Origin of the sequence: Trinickia soli (assembly GCF_002879855.1) — a bacterium.
In the GTDB taxonomy this organism is placed as follows: domain Bacteria; phylum Pseudomonadota; class Gammaproteobacteria; order Burkholderiales; family Burkholderiaceae; genus Trinickia; species Trinickia soli.
On record NZ_PNYB01000008.1, the window covers coordinates 55285 to 79600 of the forward strand.

Annotated in this window: 22 protein-coding genes; 10 read left to right on the plus strand and 12 right to left on the minus strand. The window is 63.5% G+C overall.

What is annotated here, in order from left to right:
- The first annotated feature begins 16 nt into the window (after positions 1–16).
- Entirely contained in the window at positions 17–1288 is a 1272-nt protein-coding gene (locus tag C0Z19_RS11205; RefSeq protein ID WP_102609901.1) for an NAD(P)/FAD-dependent oxidoreductase, read from the plus strand.
- A gap of 82 nt (positions 1289–1370) precedes the next feature.
- On the opposite strand, the gene C0Z19_RS11210 is transcribed toward C0Z19_RS11205, so the two are convergent.
- On the minus strand, positions 1371–2333 hold the full coding sequence (locus C0Z19_RS11210; protein WP_102609902.1) for a LysR family transcriptional regulator: 963 nt from the start codon (positions 2331–2333) through the stop codon (positions 1371–1373).
- Positions 2334–2469: 136 nt separating this feature from the next.
- Here C0Z19_RS11210 and C0Z19_RS11215 point away from each other — a divergent pair, with 136 nt between their 5' ends.
- The 6 genes from C0Z19_RS11215 to C0Z19_RS11240 all read left to right on the plus strand — a co-directional run bounded on the left by C0Z19_RS11215 (position 2470) and on the right by C0Z19_RS11240 (position 9250).
- A complete protein-coding gene (locus tag C0Z19_RS11215; RefSeq protein ID WP_102609903.1) occupies positions 2470–3243 on the plus strand; it encodes an SDR family NAD(P)-dependent oxidoreductase in 774 nt (257 codons plus the stop codon).
- A 13-nt stretch (positions 3244–3256) separates the two neighbouring features.
- The gene (locus C0Z19_RS11220; protein WP_102609904.1) at positions 3257–4243 is read left to right on the plus strand and encodes an aldo/keto reductase; all 987 of its coding nucleotides are present in this window, start codon (positions 3257–3259) and stop codon (positions 4241–4243) included.
- 91 nt (positions 4244–4334) lie between these two features.
- Positions 4335–4805, plus strand: a complete 471-nt coding sequence (locus C0Z19_RS11225) for a hypothetical protein (protein ID WP_102610077.1) — start codon at positions 4335–4337, stop codon at positions 4803–4805.
- Between the two features lie 214 nt (positions 4806–5019).
- The gene (locus tag C0Z19_RS11230) at positions 5020–5724 is read left to right on the plus strand and encodes an ABC transporter ATP-binding protein (RefSeq protein WP_102609905.1); all 705 of its coding nucleotides are present in this window, start codon (positions 5020–5022) and stop codon (positions 5722–5724) included.
- Positions 5718–8087: an ABC transporter permease gene (locus C0Z19_RS11235; RefSeq protein ID WP_102609906.1), complete on the plus strand. Its 2370-nt coding sequence runs from the start codon at positions 5718–5720 to the stop codon at positions 8085–8087. Before C0Z19_RS11230 ends, C0Z19_RS11235 begins: the two co-directional genes overlap by 7 nt.
- Entirely contained in the window at positions 8084–9250 is a 1167-nt protein-coding gene (locus C0Z19_RS11240) for an efflux RND transporter periplasmic adaptor subunit (RefSeq protein WP_102609907.1), read from the plus strand. Before C0Z19_RS11235 ends, C0Z19_RS11240 begins: the two co-directional genes overlap by 4 nt.
- A gap of 177 nt (positions 9251–9427) precedes the next feature.
- On the opposite strand, the gene C0Z19_RS11245 is transcribed toward C0Z19_RS11240, so the two are convergent.
- From C0Z19_RS11245 to C0Z19_RS11270, 6 genes are all read right to left on the minus strand, one after another.
- Positions 9428–10993, minus strand: a complete 1566-nt coding sequence (locus C0Z19_RS11245; RefSeq protein ID WP_102609908.1) for an FGGY-family carbohydrate kinase — start codon at positions 10991–10993, stop codon at positions 9428–9430.
- Between the two features lie 17 nt (positions 10994–11010).
- Complete coding sequence (locus tag C0Z19_RS11250; RefSeq protein WP_102609909.1) at positions 11011–11739, minus strand: SDR family oxidoreductase; 729 nt, start codon at positions 11737–11739, stop codon at positions 11011–11013.
- 24 nt (positions 11740–11763) lie between these two features.
- Entirely contained in the window at positions 11764–13047 is a 1284-nt protein-coding gene (locus tag C0Z19_RS11255) for a sugar ABC transporter permease (RefSeq protein ID WP_102609910.1), read from the minus strand.
- A gap of 9 nt (positions 13048–13056) precedes the next feature.
- Positions 13057–13869: an ATP-binding cassette domain-containing protein gene (locus tag C0Z19_RS11260; RefSeq protein WP_102610078.1), complete on the minus strand. Its 813-nt coding sequence runs from the start codon at positions 13867–13869 to the stop codon at positions 13057–13059.
- Between the two features lie 83 nt (positions 13870–13952).
- Positions 13953–15011, minus strand: coding sequence for an ABC transporter substrate-binding protein (locus tag C0Z19_RS11265; protein ID WP_102609911.1), 1059 nt, complete (start codon positions 15009–15011; stop codon positions 13953–13955).
- Between the two features lie 189 nt (positions 15012–15200).
- The gene (locus tag C0Z19_RS11270) at positions 15201–16172 is read right to left on the minus strand and encodes an AraC family transcriptional regulator (protein WP_102609912.1); all 972 of its coding nucleotides are present in this window, start codon (positions 16170–16172) and stop codon (positions 15201–15203) included.
- A gap of 346 nt (positions 16173–16518) precedes the next feature.
- On the opposite strand from C0Z19_RS11270, the gene C0Z19_RS11275 reads away from it, so the two are divergent.
- The 3 genes from C0Z19_RS11275 (at position 16519) to C0Z19_RS11285 (ending at position 19228) form a co-directional block, all read left to right on the plus strand.
- Positions 16519–17322 (plus strand): DUF1295 domain-containing protein, encoded by an 804-nt coding sequence (locus C0Z19_RS11275; protein ID WP_102609913.1) that lies wholly within the window; start codon positions 16519–16521, stop codon positions 17320–17322.
- Between the two features lie 101 nt (positions 17323–17423).
- Positions 17424–18524, plus strand: a complete 1101-nt coding sequence (locus C0Z19_RS11280; RefSeq protein WP_102609914.1) for an SAM-dependent methyltransferase — start codon at positions 17424–17426, stop codon at positions 18522–18524.
- Positions 18525–18652: 128 nt separating this feature from the next.
- Complete coding sequence (locus tag C0Z19_RS11285; protein WP_102609915.1) at positions 18653–19228, plus strand: lipocalin family protein; 576 nt, start codon at positions 18653–18655, stop codon at positions 19226–19228.
- A 20-nt stretch (positions 19229–19248) separates the two neighbouring features.
- On the opposite strand, the gene C0Z19_RS11290 is transcribed toward C0Z19_RS11285, so the two are convergent.
- Genes C0Z19_RS11290 through folE form a run of 5 tightly spaced genes read right to left on the minus strand, consistent with a single transcriptional unit; the run spans position 19249 to position 23963 of the window.
- Positions 19249–20472 carry an SAM-dependent methyltransferase gene (locus C0Z19_RS11290; RefSeq protein ID WP_102609916.1) on the minus strand — a complete coding sequence of 408 codons (1224 nt, stop codon included), beginning with the start codon at positions 20470–20472 and terminating at the stop codon, positions 19249–19251.
- Positions 20469–21272: a DUF1365 domain-containing protein gene (locus C0Z19_RS11295; RefSeq protein ID WP_102610079.1), complete on the minus strand. Its 804-nt coding sequence runs from the start codon at positions 21270–21272 to the stop codon at positions 20469–20471. Before C0Z19_RS11295 ends, C0Z19_RS11290 begins: the two co-directional genes overlap by 4 nt.
- A gap of 41 nt (positions 21273–21313) precedes the next feature.
- Positions 21314–22609, minus strand: coding sequence for an NAD(P)/FAD-dependent oxidoreductase (locus C0Z19_RS11300; protein WP_102609917.1), 1296 nt, complete (start codon positions 22607–22609; stop codon positions 21314–21316).
- Positions 22610–22641: 32 nt separating this feature from the next.
- Complete coding sequence (locus C0Z19_RS11305) at positions 22642–23268, minus strand: RNA polymerase sigma factor (RefSeq protein WP_233196096.1); 627 nt, start codon at positions 23266–23268, stop codon at positions 22642–22644.
- A complete protein-coding gene (folE, locus tag C0Z19_RS11310; RefSeq protein WP_102610080.1) occupies positions 23265–23963 on the minus strand; it encodes a GTP cyclohydrolase I in 699 nt (232 codons plus the stop codon). Before folE ends, C0Z19_RS11305 begins: the two co-directional genes overlap by 4 nt.
- Positions 23964–24316: the final 353 nt, after the last annotated feature.

The following is a 24316-nucleotide window of genomic DNA, read 5'->3' on the forward strand; positions in this document are numbered from 1 at the left end:
CGGAGAAGGAGGCAACATGGCTCATATCGTAATTTTGGGCGCCGGCCTCGGCGGCTTATCGATGGCGTTCGCGATGCGAAAGGCGGCACGCGACGGCGACAGCGTCACGGTGATTTCCGACGACACGCACTTCCACTTCGTCCCGTCGAACCCATGGGTCGCCGTACGCTGGCGCCAGCGCGAGGATATCAGCGTCGAGTTGCGGCCGGTCCTCGAGAAAAAGAATGTCGGCTTCGATGCGACGGGTGCCCAGCGCGTGCACCCCGAGCGCAACGAGATCGAATTGACTGACGGCAGAACGATCGCCTACGACTACCTGATCATCGCGACCGGTCCGAAGCTCGCCTTCGACGAGATCGAAGGGCTGGGGCCGCAAGGCCATACGGCATCCATCTGCCACATCGATCACGCGGAGCAGGCGGCAAGCCGGTGGGACGCCTTCGTGACCGACCCCGGCCCGATCGTCGTGGGCGCGGTACAAGGGGCATCGTGCTTCGGCCCGGCGTATGAGTACGCGATGATCATGGACGCCGACTTGCGCCGCCGGAAGATTCGCGACCGTGTGCCGATGACGTTCGTGACATCGGAACCCTATGTCGGTCACCTCGGTCTCGGGGGCGTCGGGGATTCCAAGGGCATGCTCGAATCGGCCATGCGCGAGCACGACATCAAGTGGATCTGCAATGCCAAGACGACGCGCGTGGAAGCGGACCGCGTCTTCGTCACCGAGCACGACGACCTGGGCCAGGAGCGGCGCAAGCATGAACTGCCGTTTCGCTTCTGCATGATGTTGCCCGCGTTCAAGGGCATCGACGCGGTGGCCGGCATCGACAAACTGACGAATCCCCGCGGCTTCATCCTCATCGACGAATTCCAACGCAACCCGACCTATCGCAACGTGTACGCTATCGGGGTTTGCGTCGCCATTGCGCCGCAGGAAGCCACCCCCGTGCCGACGGGTGTGCCCAAGACGGGGTTCATGATCGAATCGATGGTGAGCGCCACGGCGGAAAACGTTCGAGCGGCGCTCGATGGGCGCGAACCCGATACACGGGCGACCTGGAACGCGATATGTCTGGCCGATTTCGGCGACCGCGGCGTGGCATTCATCGCGCTGCCGCAGATTCCACCGCGCAACCTGAATTGGTCGAGCGAAGGGAAATGGGTTCACCTGGCGAAGATCGGATTCGAGAAGTACTTCATGCGACGCATGCGCACAGGAGCGACCGAGCCGGCGTACGAACGGCTGCTGCTCGATTTGCTTGGGGCGAAGAAACTCAAGGCCTGACGTTTTGCGCGATCCGCGGCGGCCTGTTCGTGGCGAGAATCCGACAGGCGGCCGGCTGGATCGCGACCGCGCCCGACGGCAGTCAGCGCGTCCGCGCACGGGCCGGCGCAGTGCGGCTGCGGCCGCGCCCCGCCAGCCTGGGAAGCGACTGCTGTTCGCGGATGATGTCGATCAACGTCAGCAATGCGGGATGCTTGTACCGGCGACTGCTGTAGTAGATATGGAACGGATCCTCGGGATACGCATTCTTTTCCAACACGATTTGCAATTCGCCCCGTGCCAGTTCGTCGGCGATCCGCGCTTCGAGCACGTACGCGATCCCGAGACCGGCCTTGCATGCGCTGATCGTGGTCGACGTATCGTTGATGGTGAGCAAGCCAGGCACGCGCAGGCGACGCGGCGCCCCCTTGTCGCGCACTTCCCAGCGGTAGCTCGAGTTGTCGCCGAGCAGCAGTTGAAGGCAATTGTGGTCGGCGAGCTCATCGGGTCCGCGCGGGATGCCGTGTCGTTCGAGATACGCAGCCGACGCCGCCATCACCCATCGTTGGCGGCCGGTCAGCGGCACGGCCACCATATCCTCGGGAACATAGTGCCCATACCGAACGCCCGCATCGTAGCCTTGCGCCACGATGTCGATCGGTCTGTCCTCGACGACCACTGTCAGGCGCACATCGGGGCACTGCCGCACGAACTCGGGCAGCGCGGGAGCAATGAGCAGATGCGCCGCATCGGCGAACACGTTCAGCCGAATCTCCCCGAGCCGTGCCGCGCCCGGCGCTTCGAACGTTTCGAGCGCCGAGCCGATTTCATTGAAACCATTTTCCAATCGCGCGGCGAGATCCTGGCCGACCGCAGTCGCGGACACCGCCCTGCTCGACCGATTCAGGAGCTTCGCCCCGAGGCGATCTTCGAGGCGTCGCATCGCATGGCTGAGCGCCGACGCAGTGAGTCCAAGTTCGATCGCAGCAAGTGTGAAGCTGCGGCACCTGACGATGGTCAGGAATGATCTCAAGTCCGCGAAGTCGATCCGATCCGTCTTTGCCATGATGAATTCCGTTCATCTCGCCATTGAATACCGCTCATTCTAGCTCGTGCAATCATGGATACCCGATCGACGCGGAAGCAGCGCGCGATTCGGCCAGCCCACGGGTTGGCCTTTTCTGATTCGGAGAGAGAGATCCATGTCCAATTTCGAGCAGGTGCGAATCGGCGATATCAACGGCACCAAGGTCCTCGTGACCGGCGCGTCGACAGGCATCGGCGCCGCAGTCGTTCGTGCATTTGCCGCACAGGGCGCTCACGTCGTGGCGCACTACAACGAGAGCGAAGCGGCTGCACGGGCACTGCGTGCTGAAAACCCGGAGCGGATCGAGCTCATCCAAGGGGATCTGGCTCAACCGGGCAGCGCGGCGCGCGTCGTCAGGGAGGCGGTAGCGATGCTCAACGGGCTAGACGGCCTGATCAACAACGCCGGCGGCATGTTGGGACGCATTCGCACCACGGAAATGCCCGAGGGTCATTTCGATCGCGTCGTCAATCTCAACGCCCGCGCCGTGTGGGACGCCACCGTGGCCGCTCACCCCTTTCTCAAAGCGGCACGGGGCTACATCATCAACACGTCGTCGGTGGCCGCACGCACGGGCGGCGGCGCAGGTGCGGTGCTGTACGCCGCCACCAAGGCCTTCGTCAGCAGCTTGAACCGAGGTCAGGCGAAGGAATTCGTTCAAGACGGCATTCGCGTCAATGCAGTCGCGCCCGGACTGATTCAAACGCCGTTCCACGAGAAATACACCTCCCCGGAGGTGCAGGCGGCGCAGACCGCTACCGTGCCGATGGGCAGAGCGGGATTGCCGGAAGAATGCGTCGGCGCGTTCCTGTTTCTGGCGTCCCCTGCCCTGTCCGGGTATGTCACCGGGCAGATCATCGAAGTGAACGGCGGCCAATTCATGCCATGAAAGAGGAAAGAAAATGAAGCAACGCACATTTGGACGGACGGGAAAGACCGTCTCCGAGATCGGGTTCGGCGCCTGGGCCATCGGCGGCTCGTGGGGCGACGTATCGGAACGCGACGCGAAGGCGGCGCTGCATGCAGCGCTCGATAGCGGCACGACATTCATCGACACGGCCGACGTGTACGGCGATGGGCGTTCCGAGCGCATCATCGCGGCCGTGCTCAAGGAGCGAGGCGGCCCGCGGCCGTTCGTCGCGACCAAGGCGGGCCGCCGGCTCGACCCTCACGTTGCACAAGGCTATACCGCGGCCAACCTGAATGCGTTCGTCGAGCGCTCGCTGAAGAATCTCGAAACCGACTGTCTCGACCTGGTGCAACTGCATTGTCCGCCGACCGAGGTTTACTACCGCCCGGAAGTGTTCGATGCGATGGACGGCATGGTCCGATCGGGAAAGATCCGGGACTATGGCGTATCGGTGGAGAAAGTCGAGGAAGGACTGAAAGCGATCGAGTACCCGGGCGTCAGGTCGGTACAGGTGATCTACAACATTTTCCGGCAACGGCCGGCCGATCTTTTCATGCGCGAAGCGCGAAACCGAGGGGTCGCCGTCATCGTGCGCGTCCCGCTCGCATCGGGGTTGCTGACCGGAAAGATGACGGCCGATACGACCTTCGCAGCCGATGACCACCGCCATTTCAATCGCGAGGGGCAAGCCTTCGACAAGGGCGAGACATTCGCGGGCGTTCCCTATGACGTGGCGCTCCGCGCCGTCGACACAATCCGCCCGTTGCTGCCGAACGGCGTCACGATGGCGCAATTCGCGTTGCGCTGGATTCTGATGAACGAGGCGGTCACGACCGTCATCCCCGGCGCCAAGAACGCCGCGCAAGCGAAGGCGAACAACGCCGCCAGCGAGCTGGCGCCGCTGAGCGATGCCACGATGTCGGCTTTGCGCGAACTGTATGTCGAGACGATCGCTCCGTTTGTTCATCACCAGTGGTGACGTAAGCGCCGCGCCCGCTGAGACTTGACGCATGTCAACACGGCGACGCGGCGCAAGCGTCAAGCTGGATGGGCAAACCGAAGAGGTTCCCATGGCCACGCTCTCTACCCGCTTGCCCACCGCGCTGCTGATCGCATGCCTCCTCGCGAGCAGCCACGTCTTCGCGCAGACCGAACCTACGCCTGTCGAGCGTAACGGCGTCACCTATGTCACCGGGGGCGTCGGCGAAGATGAGGTTCTCGCGTTCCGTCAGGTTGCGCCGAAATACAACCTGCGCATCACGCTCGCGTCGAAGTCGGGCCACTATCTTTCCGACGTCAACGTCAAGATCACTTCCGGCCCGCGCGCGGTGCTGGAGGTGCAGACCGAGGGGCCGTTTCTGTTCGTCCATGTGCCAGCAGGACACTATCGGATAGCCGCTCTTTATCGGCATCTGACGGAAACGAAAGACGTCGTGGTGCCGGCCCAGCGCGCCATCGACGTCCACTTGTACTGGGACGACCCTGATCGTCGCGGCGTCACGCTGATTTGTCGCCGCTGCCCGAAGCCGGTCCAGCAATAATCGTAATCGTCGGACAACCTCGGCTCTGCCCCTGCCAGCGTTTACCGGGGCAAGGATCCCGATCGCTTCGCGTGCAGGAATGAACTCGGTACCGGTGTTAAGAATCCGGTAAGGCAGCAGCCGGAACATGGCAAGCGTCCACCGGGAGTATTCACGATGATCACCTTCGGGCGCTCGTACGCACTGCACGCACGAGTCTCGAGTCGGGTACCCCATGGAAACTGTCTTTTCCATCCAGGCAGTCAGCAAGGTCTATCCGATGGGCGCCGTCAGCGTTCGGGCGCTGCACGATGTCAGCCTTGAATTTGCAGCGGGCGAGTTCGTGGTATTGCTGGGCGCATCGGGGAGCGGAAAATCCACCCTGCTCAATCTGCTGGGCGGGCTCGACACCCCGACGAGCGGCGCCATCAACTATCGGGATCATCGCCTCTCCACTGCCGCCGAGCGTGAGCTGACCCGGTTCCGCCGCGAGCACGTCGGCTTCGTATTCCAGTTCTACAACCTCATACCGGGCCTCACCGCGCGCGAGAACGTCGCGCTCGTCACCGATATCGCCGAACGTCCGCTCGACCCCGACGAAGCGCTGCGTATGGTCGGCATCGGCGCCTTGGCGGACCACTTTCCGTCGCAGATGTCGGGCGGCGAACAGCAGCGTGTGGCGATCGCACGCGCAGTCGCCAAACGCCCGGACGTGCTGCTTTGCGACGAGCCGACCGGCGCACTCGACTTCCAAACGGGACGGCTCGTGCTCGAAGTGCTCGAGCACGTCAATCGATCCTTCGGTTCGCTGACGATCGTCGTCACGCACAACGCCGTCATCGGCGATATGGCCGATCGAGTCGTGCGAATGAGCAGCGGCACGATCCTCGAGGAACGGCGCAATGCCAGCCGCGCGACGGCACAGGCGCTGACATGGTGAGCGCCCTTACGCGGCTGTGCTGGCGCGATCTATGGAATATGCGCGCCCAGGCGTTGGCAGCCGTGCTGGTCGTGGCGTGCGGCGTGGCCACGTTCGTGGGGATGCGAAGCACCTACGAGGTCCTGCTCAAAGCGCAACAGGACTACTACGTTGCCTATCGATTCGCAGATGTGTTCGTGCATCTGAAGCGTGCACCGCTGGCAGTCGCCACGCGGATTTCGGCGATACCCGGCGTGGCCCGCGTGCAGGCGCGCGTGGTATCGGACGTCACGCTCGATGTTCCCGGGCTTCGCGAGCCCGCCACGGGCCATATCGTGTCGATTCCGGACCAAGGCTGGCCAACGCTGAATCTGCTTCATCTGCGCAGCGGCCGGTATACCGCACCGGGCCGCGACGATGAGGCCCTCGTCAGCGCCGCGTTCGCCGACGCCAACCACCTGCATGCGGGACAGCAGATCGGCGCCGTGCTCAACGGACGCTGGAAACAGCTTCGGATCGTCGGGATCGCCTTGTCGCCGGAATACATCTATGAGGCCGGCGCCGGCTCCATCTTTCCCGACAGCCGGCACTACGGCGTACTGTGGATGGGCGACGACGCCGTGGCAACCGCCTTCGGCATGGATGGTGCCTTCAACGATCTGGCGCTCGCGCTGGAGCGCGGCGCGAACGCGCCCGAAGTCATCGCACGGATCGATCGCGAACTGGCCGTCTATGGCGGCCTCGGCTCGATCACGCGAGACGACCAGTTGTCGAATCGCTTCATATCGGACGAGATCGCACAGAACCGGATAACGGCCACCTACGTGCCAGCTATCTTTTTCTGCGTCGCGATGTTTCTGCTGCAGACCGTTCTGAGCCGATTGGTGGATACCCAGCGCGCGCAAATAGGACTGATGAAGGCGTTCGGATATGGAAACGCCCGTGTCGCGCTGCATTACCTGCTGTTCGCGGCGCTGATTGCGGCTGCGGGGGCATCGGTCGGCGTCGGCGCCGGGCTTGCATTGGGCTCGTCGCTGACCAGCCTGTACGACCGCTATTACCACTTCCCTCAACTTCAATATCGTTCCGACCTTCCCATCGTCATCCTGGCCTTCGTCGCGAGTTTCGCCGCATCGATCATCGGAGCGACAACAAGCGTCGCGAAAGCGGCGCGACTCATGCCGGTCGAGGCACTGCGCGCCCCGCCTCCGCCCGCTTTCGCCTCAGGCTGGGTCGAGCGGATCGGACTCGTGCGGCATCTGGCGGTGACGTGGCGGATGATCGTGCGCAACATCCTGAGACAGCCGATCAAGTCGCTACTTTCATGTCTGGCCATCGCCTGCGCAAGCGCGATTCTCGTGACAGGCGGTTTTTTCTTCGACGCGATCGACTATTTGTTCGATGTCCAATTCCAACAAATAGAGCGGCAGGACGCGACCCTCGTCTTCACGCAGCCCCTGCCCTATCGGGCCGTCTACGCGCTCGAGAGTCTGCCCGGCGTGTTGCGTGTCGAGCCATTTCGCGAAGTGCCCGTGCGGCTCGTTGCCGGATACCGGACGCGGCGCGTGTCCTTGAGCGCGGTCGTGCCGGGGGCGCAAATGCATCGCCTGGTCGACGAGCGCGGCGTTGCCCTGCGTGTGCCCCCCGATGGCATGCTGCTCTCATCTCAGCTGGCCGATACGCTCCATGTCCGCGCTGGCGATCGGATCACCATGGAGGTGCTCGAAGGCAAGCGGCAAATCCGGGACATCACCGTGGCGGGCCGGGTCGGCGAGCTGGTCGGCATGCATGCGTACCTCGATGAACAGGCGTTGGCCCGGCTTCTGGGTGAGGGCCGCAATTGGTCGGGAGCATGGCTGCGTATCGACTCGCGCACGACCGATCGACTGTACACGACACTCAAGCGCATGCCGGCCGTCAATGCCGTGGCGATCCGTCAGTCGGTGATCGATAGCTTTCGCAAGATTATCGACGAGAGCGTGCGGCTATCCACCTCGATCAATTTCGCCTTTGCCTGCATCATCGCGTTCGGCGTCGCGTATAACGGCATGCGCATCGCTTACTCGGAGCGGGTCCAGCAGTTGGCCTCGCTGCGCGTGCTCGGCTTCACGCGCGCCGAGGTCGCGTGGATCCTGCTGGGTGAGCAGTTCTTCCTGGCGGCGGTGGCCATGCCGGTCGGCCTCATGCTGGGCTATGGCCTGGCCGCGCTGCTGGCAAGGCGGCTCGCAACGGATTTGTACCGTTTCCCGCTTGTCGTCGAACCCGCCACCTTCGGGTATGCGATCGTCGTGACAGCGGGCGCGGTTGCACTTTCCGGGCTGGTGGTGGCGTGGAGGCTCCGAAGTCTCGATATCGTTGCCGTGCTCAAGGCGAGGGAGTCATGAAGAGTCCCGGCAAACATCGATTGTGGTTCGGGGCGGCAGCAGCGCTGGTTCTCGCTCTGGTGTCGGTCTATGTGTTTCGGCCGGCGCCGATGATCGTCGACACCGCTCGAATCGGCCGCGGCACGCTCCGGGTCACGATTGACGAGGACGGTGAGATCCGAGCGCACGATCGCTACGTGATCACCGCGCCGATCACAGGCCGCCTCTTGCGCGTGACCCTCCGGGAAGGGGACCACGTACGCGCCGGCCAGGTCGTTGCGGTCCTCGTGCCTGTACCCATGACACCCGGGGAAAGCGCCGAGCAGCAAGCCCGCGTCGAGGCGGCCGAGGCATCGTACCGGGAGGCGCAGGCACGCGTCGACCACGCCCGAGCCGATCTTGCTCAGGCGCGCCGCGAACGCGAGCGGGGACAGGCGATGTTCGACATCGGCGGCATCTCGAAGCAAAGCCTGGAACAGTTCCGCGCCGCCGAAACGTCCAGCGCGAGCGAGCTCGAAGCGGCGCGTGCGCGCGAGCGGTCGGCGGCGGCCGAAGTCAAAGCGGCGACAGCAAACCTGAAGGCACTGGAAACGGGGCACCCGGTGCAGGTGCGCGCGCCGGTCGACGCGGTGTTGCTGCGGGTCGATGAAAAGAGCGAGCGCGTGGCGACGGCCGGCACGCCGATCATGGTGCTGGCCGATCCTTCACGCTACGAAGTCGTCATCGACGTCTTGTCGACCGATGCCGTGAAAATCAGCACCGGCATGCGGGTGTCGGTCGAAGACTGGGGCGGCGGCGCGCCGATCGACGCGAGAGTGCGAGTCGTGGAACCGGGCGCGTTCACCAAGACTTCGGCCCTTGGTGTGGATGAGCAACGCGTACATGTCGTCGCGGACCTGGCTGGCTCGCCTGGACCGCTGAACGATGGCTATCGCGTACACGGCAGAATCGTCATTTGGGAACGCCCCGATGTACTCAGCGTTCCGATCGGTGCCTTGTTTCGATGCGGCGAGCGTTGGTGCGCATTCGTCGTCGACCAGGGGCGAGCCGTCCTGCGCGTCGTGGATATCGGCCAGCGCAACGCCGAGGCAGCCGAGGTGCTTGACGGACTGCGCGACCGCGACACCGTCGTCGTGTACCCGCCCTCCACGCTGACGGAGAACGCCCGGATTCGGCCCAGATAGGCGAGCCGGGTGTGCCCTGCCAACCGCGCAAGGCAGCGGCCCGGGCACCGTGTTCAGACCGGCGCTGTAGCGCTATCGGTCCGCTGACGCGGGTCCGCATGGGTCATCACGTTCAGCACCCTGTGACGCGTGTCGATGGCAAGCCCGACGGGCACGCGCCGCGTTACAACCGCCCCGCTAGCGGCCGCGCGTGGAATCCGGCATGGCCTGTAGCCGGTGCATCAACGGCTTGAGCGCCGGATAAAGGCCGGCATAGACTTCGAAACGATCGGAGTACAGTGCGAGACGATCGGCATCCGGCCGCGCGCGCTCGACGAGCCTCGCCCATCCGCCGCGCGCGACCTCGTCGGTGACGAGCGACGTACCGACCGCGGCCAAAAGCGCCGCACCCATGGCGGCCTCCACTTCCTGCTCGATCGTGTAAACCGGATAGCCCGTCACGTCGGCAATGATCTGCATCCACAGATCGGAATGGGCGGCCCCGCCGACCACGATCAATTTGTCGTCGAGAAACTGCGCGCCTTTGCGGCCCGCTTCGATGTTGTGCCTGAGCGCGAATGCAACGCCTTCAAGCACCGCGCGATACAAGTGTGCGCGCGTATGCACGAGATTGAGCCCGATGAATGCGCCGCTCGCCTTCGCATCCCACACGGGGCTGCGCTCCCCCATCAGATAAGGGAGAAACATCACGCCTTCCGAGCCGGCCGGCACGCGCGCCGCCGCTTCCTCCAGGAGCACATGCGGGTCGCCATGCGGCAAGGCGCGCGCCGCTTCGACTTCGGCCTGGCAAAACTGCTCGCGATACCACGTGACGGAGGCGCCCGCCGTGATCGCGCCGCCGAATACGTACATATCGCGCCGGCCATTGAACACGTGCGGCATGCTGATGAGACCGTTGCGCGCATCGACCGTCTGATTGATGTAACCCCAGCACATGCTCGTGCCGATCATCGCGACGTGCTGACCCACGCGCGTAGCACCGGCAGCGAACGTCGCGACCGCTGCGTCGACGCCGCCCGCGACGATCGGCGTACCCGCCTGCAGGCCGAGCCGCGCTGTCCATTGCGACAGGAGCGAGCCGACGACGTCCGTCGATTCGACGAGCCGCTCGGGCATCATCGTGGCGGGAATGCCGAGCATATCGAGCATCACGTCGGACCAGTCGCGTCGGCCGACGTCGTAGACGCCGCCGATGTTGCCGGCCGAACTGTGGTCGACGGCGATCTCGCCCGTCAACAGGTAGATGACGTAGGCATTCGGCGGCAGGAAGTAGCGCGTAGCGGCCCAGACGTCCGGGCGATTGTCGCGTAGCCACAGCATCTTCGTGAACCCGTAGTAGCTGTCCACGCCGTTGCCGGTAATCGCATACAGCCGTTCCAGATCGACGCTCTCTCGTACCTGGTCGACCTGCGCGGTCGCGCGTCGATCCATCCAGATCAGACACGGATGCAGCGGCTTGATGTCGTTGTCGACCGGAATGCCCGATCCGCCGTACAAGCTGCTGACGCATACGGCACGAATCGCCGACGCCTCGATACCCTGTTCGCGCGCCTGCTCGACGCAGCGCGCAATGCACTCGAGCACGGCGTCGAACCACACCAGGGGCCATTGCTCCGCCCATAGCAGCTTCGGCGTGTCGGGCTGATAGCCGACCGAATGCTTGGCGATGATCGTGCCGTCGCCGTCGACGAGCAACGCCTTCGTGCTTTGCGTGCCGATGTCGACACCGATCACATATTGCATGGAGCCTCCACGATCGATCAAAGATCGACGTTATTGGGAAGAATCACGAGATCGCGGATCGTCACGTGGCGAGGCCGCGTCAGCATGTAGCGCACCGCATCGGCCACTTCCTCGGGCTGCATCAGGCTACCCGAGGCCAGCGCCTCCTCCATTTTGGCTTTCGGCCAGTCGTCGAGCAATGCCGTGACGACCGGCCCGGGCGCCACCGCGCCGACGCGCACGCCGTGTTTCGCGACCTGACGCCGTGTCGTGTGAACGAACGCCTGAACCGCGAATTTGGAAGCAGTGTAAATCGGCTCCCAGACGACGGGCACGATACCCGCGATCGAGCTCGTGAAAATGATGTCGCCCGTTTTGCGGGCGACCATATGCGGCAGGACCGCATGGACCGAGCGAAACGCCGCGTTGACATTCAGGTTGAGCACTCTGTCCCACTCGTTTGGATCGCCGTCGACGACATCGCCCCCGACATAAGCGCCGGCGTTCGCATGGAAGATATCGAGGCCACCGGCAAGTTGGAGGATCTTGGGCAGCAGCGCCGACACTTCGGCCGGATTGAGCAGGTCCGCGACGAGCCCGAACGCATTGGGCCCGAGTTCCGCACAACATGCCGCGAGCCGATCGCCGGCGCGATCGATCAAGACGACCCGTGCATCCGCTTCGATCAACGTGCGCGCACACGCCAGCCCGATACCCGACGCCGCGCCGGTGATGGCGGCGACTTTTCCTTTCAACGATTCAGACATTCACTGCTCTCCTGGTTGAGGGGATCACGCGCGGCCGTGCGACAGGCGGGACTGCCTGGCGAGCGAATCGACGATCACCGCAATGGCCAGCACGGCGCCGGTGATCATGAAGCGCAGCGAGGACGACAGGTTCAAGAGCGTCAGGCCGCTCGCGATCGACTGAATGACGATGATGCCGAGCACGGCCGAATAGGCACTGCCGCGCCCGCCGAACAAACTGGTGCCGCCGATCACAGCCGCGGCGATCGCGTTCAGGTTCACGTCGCCGGTACCGGCTTGCTGACTGGCCGAGGCCAGCCGCGCCGCACTGAGCACGCCGCCAAGCGCCGCCAGGCTCGCACACAGCACAAAAGCACTGGTGTAGATGGCGCCGACCTTGATCCCGGCGCGACGGGCGGCTTCGCGGTTGCCCCCGACGGCGTTCATCGACCTGCCCCACCGCGTGCGCGTCAGCGCGTAATCCATGACGACGGTCAAGCCAAGAAAGATGCCGAACATCAACGGAACGCCACGCCCTCGATCGAGGTAGGCCACGACGATCTCCAGAAACGCGGTGAGGGAGAGACTGCGTGCGAGCAAGCCGCCGACCGACGCCGCCGACAAATTGGCCACATGACGGCGCATACGCGTGCGCATGCCGATGATCAGAATCACTGCGCCCGGCAGCAACGCAAGCACGTGCGAGACGACGGCCGGGATGACCGCCAGTTGCCCGAGGTTCACGAGGCGCGAGCCGTAGGGCAGATTGATCGACCCGGCAGCGCCGAGCACGTACAGTTGCATCCCGAGAATCGCGAGCAGTCCGGCCAGCGTCGAGACGAAGCTCGGCATGCCGAGCCGGTTGAAGAGCAGCGCATAGAGCCCGCCCACGCCCGCCCCCACGACGACGGCAACGACGATCGCAAGCGAGACGGGCCAGCCGTGGTCGACCCAGAGCATGCCGACGAGCGCCGACGCGAAGCCGCTCATCGAGCCGACCGATAGATCGATCTGACCGACCAGCAGCACGCACACGATGCCGAGCGCGATGACACCGACAGTCGAGCAGTCGAACAACAGATTCACGAGGTTGTTGGCCGACAAAAACACCGGATTGAGGCTCGTAAACACGGTCCAGATGATGACGAGGCCCACGATGACCGGTAACGATCCGACATCGCCCGACCGTACGCGGTCGACGAAGTCGGAGACCGTGTCGCCGATTCCGCTTGCATGCTTGACGCGGACGTCGCCGCGGTCAAGCGGTTCGGCGGGCTTGCCGTCGCTCCGTGTTTCAGGCTCAGGAGCATGGTGCGATCGATGGTTCATGGTCATTCCTTATTCCGGCCGGCCCGGCTGCCCGGCCTGGCGCCGCTGCGCGCGGCGCGATACGGCGTTCTCCGTCGCGCCCGTAATCGCGGCGACGAGTGCTTCATTGGACGAGTCGGGGTAGAAGATGCCATTGTTGCGGCCGAGCCGCAGGACCACGATTCGGTCAGCCACCGCGCGCACGTCCTCCATGTTGTGGCTGATCATGATCACGGCATGGCCACGGTCGCGCACGCGCTCGATCAGGTTCAGCACTTCGGCAGTCTGAGCCACGCCGAGCGCCGCCGTCGGTTCGTCGAGCATGATCAGCTTCGGATCGAGCAACAACGAACGGGCAATGGCCACAGTCTGGCGCTGCCCACCCGACAAGGAAGCGACCACGTCGCGCACGCTCGGGATGCGCGCCGACAGTTCGTTCAACAGCGTCCAGGCGCGCACCTCCATGGACACTTCGTCGAGCCGCCACGGGGCAAGCTCGCGCCCGAGGAAGATGTTCGCGACGACATCGAGGTTTTCGCACAGGGCAAGATCCTGAAACACGGTAGCGATGCCCAGATCGAGCGCCGTCGCCGGATCGGACAGCGCCACCTGCCGGCCGCCGAACGTGATAGTGCCCGCGCTCGGTTGATGGACGCCGGCGAGCACCTTCACCAGTGTCGATTTGCCGGCGCCGTTGTCGCCCACCAGCGCGACGACCTCTCCGGCATGTACGTCGAGTTCGATGTCGGTCAGCGCGGAGACCGCGCCGAAGTGCTTCGAGATGCCGCGCAGACTCAGCACGAGTTCGCCCGGCTTCGAACGTGTCCGTGAATTGTCGATCATGGGAGAAAGGACCTCGTCGTTACGTCGTTGCTTTGCTTCGCGGGGCCCGGCAGCGGCCGCGCCCCATCGTGCATCGGGTTCGATCAATGTTTGATGCCAAGCTTCTTGCAGCCGTCCGCGTAACGGCCCGTGCAGAGCTGATCGGCCGTCGTGAACCCCTTGTCGACGACTTCCGCCTTGATATTGCTCTGTGTGATCACCATCGGCGTGAAGAGCTGCGTCGGCGTCTTGAAGAGCGTGGTTTCCCCCTTCGGCGCCTGGCCCGACAAGAAGCCGACGGCGACTTTCGCCGCGGCCGCCGCGACGATTTCGCTGGGCTTCAGAATCGTGTTGTACTGATCGCCGGAAATGATCAGTTGCAAACCCGCGACCGTGGCATCGTTGCCGGTCACCGGAGGCACGGGATTGACGCCGGCCGCCTTGAAGGCCGCGATGGTTCCGCCGGCCGTGCCGTCGTTGGCGGCCACCACGCCGACGATCTGCGAACCGAAGCGCGTGATCTGCCCACTGACCCATTGTTGCGCCTTGGGCGGCGCCCATTCGGGCGTGTCGTATTCGGCAAGCGTCTTGTACCCGCTTCCCGCCAGCCCCTCGTGGATGCCCTTTCGGATCAGTCCAGCCGCCGCGTCGGTGGGCGAGCCATTCACCTCGAGCACGCCGCCCTTGCCGGTGGGCACGCCTTTGTCTTTCATATGTTGCACGAGCGACTGCGCGATGGCCTTGCCGATCCCTTCGTTGTCGAACGACACGTAATAGTCGGCCGGCGTCGAGGGCACGGGCCGGTCATAGGCAATCACCTTGACGCCCTGGGCTTGCGCCATGTGAACGAGCGATGCGGCGGCTGTCGAATCGACCGGATCGAGCACGATCACCTTGGCGCCCTGCGAGATGGCCGAATTGAACTGCTGTTGCTGCTGAGCGGCGTCCGCGTTGGCGTTTTGGTAGAGCAGCTTGCAATCGGGACAGAGCTTCTTCATCGCGGCTTCGAAGCCGGGGAAATCGTGCTGCTCGTATCGGGTGGAGGCTTCATCGGGCATCAGGAAAGCAACCGTTCCGCTGGGCCCGGCCACCGCTGCCGTGCTGCCGATCAGGCTCAAGGTCAACGCACTTGCGCCAATGAGGTAGTTCGTCGCTTTCTTCATCGCTTGTCTCCGTCGTTAGAAAAATGGTGGCGTGTGTGCCGCCACGGTTGAAGTTCAAATGGTCGATCTCTGAAATGCAGCGGTGCCCCTCGATGGCGTGAACGATTCAAAGTCGAGCGAAGCCCTCCCTCCTGCATCGATGCAGGACGGCCGGGACAATCCATGGAATCAGTCCGGGCTGCCGATCGGTCAGCCCGGCCGCGGGGCTGATGGCATGTTGCCCGGATGCGTCGGCTGCGCGCGCAGCGGCACGCCACGGGGCGTGGGCGCATCGTCGATGGATAGCGCGACATCGCGGCTGCGCGCATTCAGCCGCTGCAAGGCGCGAAATTCGGACGGCGACATCCCCTTCAACGCGCGAAACTGCCGGTTGAAGTTCGACACATTGTTGAACCCTGACTGGAAGCACACTTCGGTGATGCTCGCTTCGTCGGCAATCAGCATCTGGCAGGCAGATTCGATTCGCAAACGGTTGACGTACTGCACGAAGGGCATGCCCGTGTGCCGGTGAAACGCACGCGAAAACGCGCTGATGCTTTGCCCCGCCAGCTGCGCGAGATCCGCTTCGCGCAAATTCGATGCCAGATTCTTGCCGATGTAGGAGAGCGCATGGCTCAACCGCGTCGATGCGGCGTTGATCTGGTCACATGCGGGGCTGGCGAGCAGTGTTCGCTTGTCGGCGCCGCAAAGCCGATCGAGCAACAGCAGAAACAGCGAAGTGCGGCGAATGCCCTGTGCGCTCAGCAATTCCTCGAAGATCGGCGCAACGGCTGCGCTCGTCGCTTCGTCGAATGCGATGCCCCGACGCGCGTCGTCGAACAGGCTTTGCGCCTCGCGGCACTCGGGAAAGGCATCGATACAGCGACGCACGAAGTCCTGACCGAACTGCATCACGAGATTGCGACGTTCGATCGTTCCGCCCTCAGGGACATCGCTGACCCAGTTGTGCGGCAGGTTCGGCCCGAGCAACACGAGATGGCCGGGAGCGAACGCCCCGATATGGTCACCGACGAAGTACCGCCCTTGCGTCGCGACGATCAAGTGAAGTTCGTACTCAGGGTGAAAGTGCCAACGGATCGTCCGGTACGGATACCCGTGCGACCAAACCTTGAACGACTCGTCGCGGCGTACTTCGACTACCTCCAGGTCCGGGCGCATGATCGTGCTGTCTCCAATCTTGTACGGCTTGCGCGCTGCCGCCCGTTGAAACCTGTCAGGCGGCGACTCGATGTCTTATGACTGAAATTTAGGGCGCTCGCCCGCTTCGTGCCACCCACTTTACGCCGTTTTTTCTGTACTTTTTTGCTCCTGAATCGGGGATGAAGGCCCCGAACAGCAAAATTGTGCAATGCGAAAAAGCGCCAGAGCGGCGCCAACCGCCTGGTCGCGCGGCGCCTTCTCACGCGCCCGGCGGGCAATTCACATATCCAGTGACGGAATCCGTGCGTATACAGCTGATAGAAGACCGCGTTTCCTCCTTCTACCGAGCCTTGGTGACGAGTCCCCTATGAAAACAGCGTTTTGCAACATCGCCCCTCAGGTTTGGCTCGCCGCAAGCACGCTGTCGTTTCTGGTCATCGTGTTCACCGCGGCATGGTGGCGCCAACTTTACACGCGTAACGCCGGGATGATCGACCCGGTTTGGGCACTCTCACTGGGTGGCGTTGCGCTCATCTACGCGTTCTTCGCTTCAGGCGACACAGTGACGCGTTGGATGGTAGGGCTGGGCGGATCGATCTGGGCGTTCCGGCTCGGTACACACCTGTGGCGCCGCAATGCCGGCAAGCCCGAAGATGCTCGCTACCGCCGGTTACGCGAAACATGGGGTGCAAAAGCAAACAGTCGCATGTTCTGGCTGTTCCAGCTTCAGGTAGGCGTCTCCATGATGCTTTCTCTCGCGTTTGCGATGCCCGCCTATCGCCATGACCGACCCTCGGTGGCATGGCTCCTGGCTGCCTGCGCGGTATGGTTGATTTCGGTAGGCGGAGAAGCGCTTGCCGACAGGCAACTCGCCCGATTCGCCGCGGAGCCCCTCAATCGCGGTGCGGTCTGTCAAGCCGGGCTGTGGCGCTACTCGCGCCACCCGAACTACTTCTTCGAATGTCTGCACTGGCTGGCCTACCCATTCCTCTCCCACGGTGTGCCCTTCGCGTGGTTGACCCTGATTCCCCCGTTGCTCATGGCGTGGCTCCTGATCAAAGTGTCCGGCCTACCCATGCTCGAGCAACACCTCGCTGCGACGCGTCCGGGCTACGCCTCGTATATGCGTCGCACCAGCGCGTTGGTGCCGTGGCCGCCCCGGCGGCGCTAAACGGCGCAGCAAACGTGCAAAGCAACGCACCCACCGCAGAACGGCGGCTGCGTTGCGCGATCGTTCATTCACCACGACTGTCCAGCTACCGAGGTTCCAAGATGTCACAGACCACCACGAACTTGGCGGCAAGCTTCCCGCGCCGAGACCCATCAGATGATTTCCTCACGCGACTCTGCGAGAAAGGCTGGCTGCCGGACTGGCTCGTGCGCGCAGGGATGCGCAGGTTGATGGCGCAACGCCTGGCGGACGAAGGCGTGCAGGACGGCGAGTTTTGTGCGACGCGCCTTGCGTCTCTGCTCGACGAATTACGCGCGAGCCCGATCGCAGTCGAAACCGACGCTGCCAACGCCCAGCATTACGAACTGCCGGCTTCGTTCTTCGCCGCCCACCTGGGCCCTCACTTCAAGTACTCGTGCTGCCTGTATGCCGATGGTACGAGCACGCTCGCGCAAGCGGAGCAAGCCATGCTCGAGCTGTACGAGCGACGCGCGCTGCTGGCGGACGGGCAACGCATCCTTGACCTCGGTTGCGGGTGGGGGTCGCTCTCACTGTGGCTCGCCGCGCGGTATCCGAACGCCGAAATCGTGGCGCTCTCCAATTCTCATGGCCAACGAGCGCATATAGAAGCGCAGGCCGCGATACGCAAGCTCAGGAACATCAGGGTGCTCACGGGCAATATCGCGAGCTTCGACTTCGGCCAACTGAGCGAGCGCGAGCGCTTCGACCGCATCGTATCGATCGAAATGTTCGAGCACATGAAAAACTATGGCGCGTTGCTGGCGCGGATCGCCGGTTGGTTGCGCTCCGATGGCAAGCTGTTCGTGCATCTGTTTGCACATCGCACGCTCGCCTATCACTTCGAGGTGCGAGACCGAAGCGACTGGATGTCCAAATACTTCTTCACAGGCGGGACGATGCCCTCGGAGTCGCTGCTGCTCCACTTCCAGGACGATCTCGCCGTCAAACGCCACTGGTGGTTGAATGGCACGCATTACGAGCGCACGGCAAACGACTGGCTCGCTCGACTCGACGATGCCAAGCCAACCGTCCTACCGATCCTGGCGAAGACATACGGTGCTGCCGACGCGACGCGCTGGTTTCAGCGCTGGCGCATGTTCTACATGGCCGTGGCGGAATTGTTCGGCTTTGCGCAAGGCACCGAATGGGGCGTCGCGCACTACTTGTTCGAAAAGCGCTGACGCCCCCCTCGCCCTCGCAACCAAATCAAGAGGACATCGAGTTGAATTGCGAAGATAGCCCCAAGCCCCGCGATCCACGCGGGCACCACGACTTACCTCGAACGATACGGCTACGAAAAACCGTCGGCATGTTGGCGTGCCTCGCGGCGGTGACCGCGTCTGCCTGCACGCAGACGCCCCCCAATCCGAACCCGCGTGCGAACGTACCGCTCCAGACCGTCCCGATCGATCTGCCGCGCTACATGGGTCGGTGGTACATCATCGCCCACATCCCCTATTTCGCCGAGCGCGGTTTCGTAGGGAGCTACGCTCAATGGTCGCTGCGGTCGGACGGTAAGATCGACGACCGCTTTGTGGGTCATAAGAAGCGCTTCGACACGCCGCCTGCCGAGTACCATTTCGTCGACACCATCGTGCCGGGCAGCGGCAATGCGCAATGGCGGGTCCGCTTGTTCTGGCCGATCTACGTGACCCAGCTCACGGTCTATGTCGATCCGGACTATCGCTATACGATCCTCGGCTACCCGGACAAGAGCCTGGGTTGGATCTTCGCCCGCTCGCCCGAAATCAGTGACGATGTCTACCGGTCCCTGCTCGCTCGGATGGACGCGATGGGCTACGACACATCACGCGTGCGCCGCGTACCCCAGTTGCCTTCCCAGGTCGGCAGGCCGGGGTTCGAGTCTCCCGGCGGAAACGACTGAGCGCGTCGGCGCACGACCTTTTAAATGGCCTCGTGCTTTGCCGATGCAAGTTCGAAATGCATCACGTCTGTGCGCCCTTCGGTGAATCCCGCCTCGCAGTACGCGAGGTAAAGCCGCCACGTGCGAATGAATATCTCATCGAAACCCTGCGCCCGTACCGCGTTCAGACTCGCTTCGAAGTTTTCGCGCCAGCCACGCAGCGTGCGCGCGTAATCGGAACCGAAAGCGAGCGAACGGTGTGCGTGTAGCCCCGCACGCCGTGCCGCCGAGATAAAGCGTTCCGCCGAAGGCAGCATGCCGCCCGGAAAGATGTATTCGCGGATGAAATCACTCGAAGCGCGATAGGCGGAGAATCGCGCCTCGTCGATGGTGATGGTCTGAACGAGCGCCCGGGCCCCATCGGCCAAACACCGCCCCACTACAGTGAACCAGCGATGCCAAAACGCCTCGCCCACCGCTTCGAACATTTCGATGGACACCACCGCGTCGTAACGGCCCTGCACATCGCGGTAGTCGCACAGTTCCAGACTGACGAGTTCCGTCAGACCGGCGCGATGCACGCGGGCGCGCGCGTACTCGAGTTGCTCCGTCGATAGCGTGATCCCATGCACACGAATACCCTGCATCGCTGCATGCAGCGCAAACCCGCCCCACCCGCAGCCGATCTCGAGCACCCGCATGCCAGGACGCAGCGCCAATCGATCGACGATGCGTTGATACTTGGCGGTTTGCGCCGCCTCGAGCGAACGCCGCGCGTCACCTTCGAACAGTGCGCTCGAATACGTGAACCCCGGATCCAACCACAATGCGTAAAAAGCATTGCCGAGATCGTAGTGCGCATGCACGTTATGGCGACTGCCCGATCGCGTATTCCGGTTCATCCAGTGGCGCAGCCGGTACCACCCGCGTGCGAGCATCCGGCCGACGACCGGTTGCGGCATCGCGCTTTCGTTCAGCAGCGCCAGTCGCAGCAGCGCCACCAGATCGGGGGAGTCGAGCCATCCCTCCCGGTAGGCTTGCGCAAAGCCGATGTCTCCCGCTCGCAGCATGAGTGCGCATGCGCGCCAGTCGAGCAACGCCAGATGGGCGCCGGGCTGCGCATGCGCCTGACCGAACAATCGCTGCGCCCCGTCGGGCGTCGCCACGATCAAATGTCCGATGCGCAGACGATCGAGCAGCGCGAGAAACAACCGGGCCGAAGGTGGAACACCCGGTTCGCCCACCAAGGTAGGGAGTGGCTTCATCGTTGTACCTGTTCTTGCGAGGAGGAAACAGCTGGCAAAGAGGCGTCGCCTTGCGAAGCCGGAGCCGGGGTCGGGGCCGCGGCTGGCGGACGCTTGCCGTAGAACGGCACGCCTTTGAGCCAAAGTCGCAGCGCCTGCCAATGGATCCGCGCGACGATGGCGATCGTGAGCCACGGTTGGCGCACCACCGCGCGCAGCGCGCCCCACTGCGTGAGCGGGACTTTGCGCACGGCGATCGACGTGCGAATCAGAAGCCCTTCGGCGTCGTGGTAATCGATCGCAATCGACGCGGCCGCTTGCGTCTCCCGCACACGAAACACGTATCGTCCTTCCACGCGGCAAAACGGCGAAACATGAAACGCTTTAGCGCAAACGAGCGGCGTGTCGTAGCCGATGGGCTCATCGTCTTCGGCGCGAAGCAGATAGCGATGGCGCTCGCCGAACGTGTTGCGCACTTCGGCGAGTAGCGCCCGCAAGTTGCCGTCGCGATCCTCGCAGAGCCAAAAGCTCACCGGATTAAACGCATAGCCGAGCACACGAGGAAAGGTCTGCAACCAGACGCGGCCATCGGCGGGCAGGCCGGCCTGAGCGAGTTGGTCGCGTATCCATGCGAGCAGATCGGTGCCGTCGCACGGGCCGTAGTCGCGCGGGTCGATACCCAGAAGCCGCCATCTGCCGATGCCAAACCACCAGGCCCGCTGCGTTGCAAGATGACTCAGATCGAAACGCACGCAAAACACCGGATAGACGAAACGGTGATGCGCCGGTCGCACCCGTTCGTGCATCACCGTTCCGAGCATTAACGAATCCGGCGCGTACGGGCGTTCGGGTGCAGTGCCGTTCATATTCGCGCCCATGCCGGTCTGACGCCGAAAGCGGCCGCCACACGCAGGGCCGAGTTCAGTCCGTCTTCATGAAAGCCGTATCCGGTCCACGCGCCGGCAAACCACGTATTGCGCAGCCCTTGGATCTCATGTAGCCGCTGCTGGGCGCTTACGGCAGCGTGATCGAGCAACGGATGGTCGTAAGCGAAACGCCCCAGTACCCGATCGGGCCTCGGCTCGGTGCGCGCGTTAAGGGTGACGACGACGGGCCGCTTGAACGGCAGCGGCTGCAGCCGATTGATCAGGTAACTGACGCACACCGGCGCGTTCCCTTCTGCGTTGCGCGCCGCCAGATAGTTCCATGCCGACCATACGCGCTCGCGGCGTGGCAGCAGCGCGGCATCGGTATGCAGGATCGCAACGTTCGGCTGGAAGCGGACGGCGCCGAGCAGGCTGCGCTCCAGCGCATCGGCATCCTTCAACATCTTCAGGCTCGTAGGCGCATGCGTGGCGAGCACCACATGGTCGAAGCGCGCCGTCTCGCCGGCGACCGAAATGTCGATACCGTCCGCCACGCGAAGGATCCGCTCGACCCGCGCATGGGTGCGCACGCGACCTATGCCCGCAGCCAGGCGCCGGACATATTCGCGTCCGCCTCCGAGCACGGTGCGCCAGCGCGGACGCTGGTTTATCTGCAGCAGCGCGTGATTGATGCAGAAATTCAGGAAAGTGGCGGCGGGAAAGCGCAGCACATCGGCCGTCGCGCACGACCAGATGGCAGCTGCCATAGGGAGCAAATAGTGATTGCGGAAGGGTTCTCCATAACCGCCTGCATCCAGAAGATCTCCCACGCAGCAGCCCGTGCCCGACGACAGCGAAAGATAGCGGCTTGCTGAGCCGTTGAAGCGAATGATGTCACGCAACATGCCCAGGAAACCGGGCGAAAGCATGTTGCGCCGCTGCGCGAACAACGTATTCAGATTCGTTCCCGCCCATTCGAGCCGACCGCCGTCGAGCGACACCGAGAACGACATGTCGCTTTCATGGACGCCGACCTTCAACTCATCGAACAGCGCAATCAGGTTCGGGTAGGTACGTTCGTTGAAGACGAGAAACCCCGTGTCGACCGGATGCGTCACTCCGTCCAATGTGACGTCGACCGTGTTCGTATGTCCGCCCAATCGTTCGCCCGCTTCAAAGAGCGTGACGTCATGGCGACGCGATAGCAGCCACGCCGCAGCGAGGCCGGAGATGCCGCCGCCGACTACAGCGATTTTGCGGCCGGACGGGGGAGCGGATGTGATCTTGTTCATGCAACTGGTTGGGGTGGGCTTGCTGGACCGCGTCAAGCGACCGGCGCTTCGATCAGTTGCTTTAGATTGACGAGGCCCGACCTGATGCGGGCCTTCACCGTGCCGAGCGGCATGCCGAGCCTGCCCGCGACCTGCGAGTGCGAGCATTCGCGCAAGTAGGCAAGGCTGATGGCCTGCCTTTGCGCCGGAGCAAGTTGCGCAAGGCATGCGAGCGCACGCTTCACATCGACCGCCACGGCAGCGTCCGCACCTTCGCCCGACTCATCGGCGGCCTCATCGCCCAGCTGACCCACAGCATGCCGCGCGATCCCGGCTTCATGCTCGAAGGTCGCGTTGCGGCGCAATTGATCGAGCGCCTGGTTGCGCACGATGCTGACCATCCACGTCAGCGCCAACGCACGGGCCGAGTCATAGCTGCCCGCGAAACGCCAGACCTTGACGTAACTTTCCTGCAGCACTTCCTCTGTCCACTCCCGGCGCCGTAGGATCTTCCACGCGACACGCGAGAGCACCAGCTCGGTCTCGCGGTATAAAGTGGCGAATGCCGCAACATCGTGTCGCGCGACCCGCTCAAGCAGCAACGCAAGCATCGACGCGCGGTGCCCCTCGCGTTCAAATAAGACATCGCCAGGTTCGCTCCCTGCACGAGGCATCGTCATACCGCCCCCTGCCCGCGCCCTGGCAACAAGGTCATCAACTCGCGCCGCAATGCCGGATCGTTGAGAAACGCCCCGCGCATGACGCTCGTGACCATCTTCGCGTTGCTTTCTTTGATGCCGCGCCAGTGCATGCAAAAGTGGTCGGCCTCCATCACCACGGCGAGACCATCGGGGGCGATACGGCGCTCGAGCAGGTCGGCAAGCTGCTTGACCGCTTCCTCCTGAATCTGCGGGCGGCTCATCACCCAGTTCACCAATCTTCCGTATTTCGACAGGCCGATAAGATTGGACGACGCATTGGGCAGCACGCCCACCCACACGCGGCCAACAATCGGACACAGGTGGTGCGAACAAGCGCTTCTGACTGACAGTGGCCCGACGATATTCAATTCATTGAGGCGCTCGACGTTCGGGAATTCGGTGACGCGCGGCGCGCGCTCGTAGCGGCCCGCAAACACCTCGCGCACGAACATCTTTGCGACACGCTTGGCCGTCTCGCGGGTGTTGTGGTCGTTTTCGACGTCGATCACCAGCGCATGCAACACGCCTTGGAGTTGCGCTTCGATCTCGTCCTGAAGCAGATCGAGCTCACCCTCGCGCAGAAAGTCGGCGATGTTGTCGTTGGCGTGAAAGCGCACGCCGGCACGCAACAACCGTTGGCGGATCCGATGCGACACCGTCGTCGGTCCGGGCATCCACGCAGCAATTGGCGGGTTCACCGCATCGGCGGTCTCTTGTTCTTGTTCTTGTTCTTGTTCTTGTTCTTGCTCTGGCTCCCGCGACAACACGCATTGCTCGGTCAATGATTCCATGCACGCTTCTCCGGGCCCGGCTCTCGCCGATAATTGCCGTTGAAAAAAACGCATCTGTACCCCGTGAATCCTGTACAAGGCTGCGTGCCAACGAGCCGCGGTGCGATGTTCGATGTTCGAACTACCTACGTCTGGCTCACGCAAGGCGTAGTGTAACGCTTTTTCGATTCATATGTAACGTTTATGCCCGGATATATCGTTTCATTCAGGCGACGACAGCCCACCCCGCGCGCAGC

Coding starts and splice junctions, on each gene's coding strand:
- C0Z19_RS11205 (WP_102609901.1), top strand. CDS start 17: ATGGCTCATATCGTAATTTTGGGCGCCGGCCTCGGCGGCTTATCGATG.
- C0Z19_RS11210 (WP_102609902.1), bottom strand. CDS start 2,333: ATGGCAAAGACGGATCGGATCGACTTCGCGGACTTGAGATCATTCCTG.
- C0Z19_RS11215 (WP_102609903.1), top strand. CDS start 2,470: ATGTCCAATTTCGAGCAGGTGCGAATCGGCGATATCAACGGCACCAAG.
- C0Z19_RS11220 (WP_102609904.1), top strand. CDS start 3,257: ATGAAGCAACGCACATTTGGACGGACGGGAAAGACCGTCTCCGAGATC.
- C0Z19_RS11225 (WP_102610077.1), top strand. CDS start 4,335: ATGGCCACGCTCTCTACCCGCTTGCCCACCGCGCTGCTGATCGCATGC.
- C0Z19_RS11230 (WP_102609905.1), top strand. CDS start 5,020: ATGGAAACTGTCTTTTCCATCCAGGCAGTCAGCAAGGTCTATCCGATG.
- C0Z19_RS11235 (WP_102609906.1), top strand. CDS start 5,718: ATGGTGAGCGCCCTTACGCGGCTGTGCTGGCGCGATCTATGGAATATG.
- C0Z19_RS11240 (WP_102609907.1), top strand. CDS start 8,084: ATGAAGAGTCCCGGCAAACATCGATTGTGGTTCGGGGCGGCAGCAGCG.
- C0Z19_RS11245 (WP_102609908.1), bottom strand. CDS start 10,993: ATGCAATATGTGATCGGTGTCGACATCGGCACGCAAAGCACGAAGGCG.
- C0Z19_RS11250 (WP_102609909.1), bottom strand. CDS start 11,739: ATGTCTGAATCGTTGAAAGGAAAAGTCGCCGCCATCACCGGCGCGGCG.
- C0Z19_RS11255 (WP_102609910.1), bottom strand. CDS start 13,047: ATGAACCATCGATCGCACCATGCTCCTGAGCCTGAAACACGGAGCGAC.
- C0Z19_RS11260 (WP_102610078.1), bottom strand. CDS start 13,869: ATGATCGACAATTCACGGACACGTTCGAAGCCGGGCGAACTCGTGCTG.
- C0Z19_RS11265 (WP_102609911.1), bottom strand. CDS start 15,011: ATGAAGAAAGCGACGAACTACCTCATTGGCGCAAGTGCGTTGACCTTG.
- C0Z19_RS11275 (WP_102609913.1), top strand. CDS start 16,519: ATGAAAACAGCGTTTTGCAACATCGCCCCTCAGGTTTGGCTCGCCGCA.
- C0Z19_RS11280 (WP_102609914.1), top strand. CDS start 17,424: ATGTCACAGACCACCACGAACTTGGCGGCAAGCTTCCCGCGCCGAGAC.
- C0Z19_RS11285 (WP_102609915.1), top strand. CDS start 18,653: ATGTTGGCGTGCCTCGCGGCGGTGACCGCGTCTGCCTGCACGCAGACG.
- C0Z19_RS11290 (WP_102609916.1), bottom strand. CDS start 20,472: ATGAAGCCACTCCCTACCTTGGTGGGCGAACCGGGTGTTCCACCTTCG.
- C0Z19_RS11295 (WP_102610079.1), bottom strand. CDS start 21,272: ATGCTCGGAACGGTGATGCACGAACGGGTGCGACCGGCGCATCACCGT.
- C0Z19_RS11300 (WP_102609917.1), bottom strand. CDS start 22,609: ATGAACAAGATCACATCCGCTCCCCCGTCCGGCCGCAAAATCGCTGTA.
- C0Z19_RS11305 (WP_233196096.1), bottom strand. CDS start 23,268: ATGACGATGCCTCGTGCAGGGAGCGAACCTGGCGATGTCTTATTTGAA.
- folE (WP_102610080.1), bottom strand. CDS start 23,963: ATGCCCGGACCGACGACGGTGTCGCATCGGATCCGCCAACGGTTGTTG.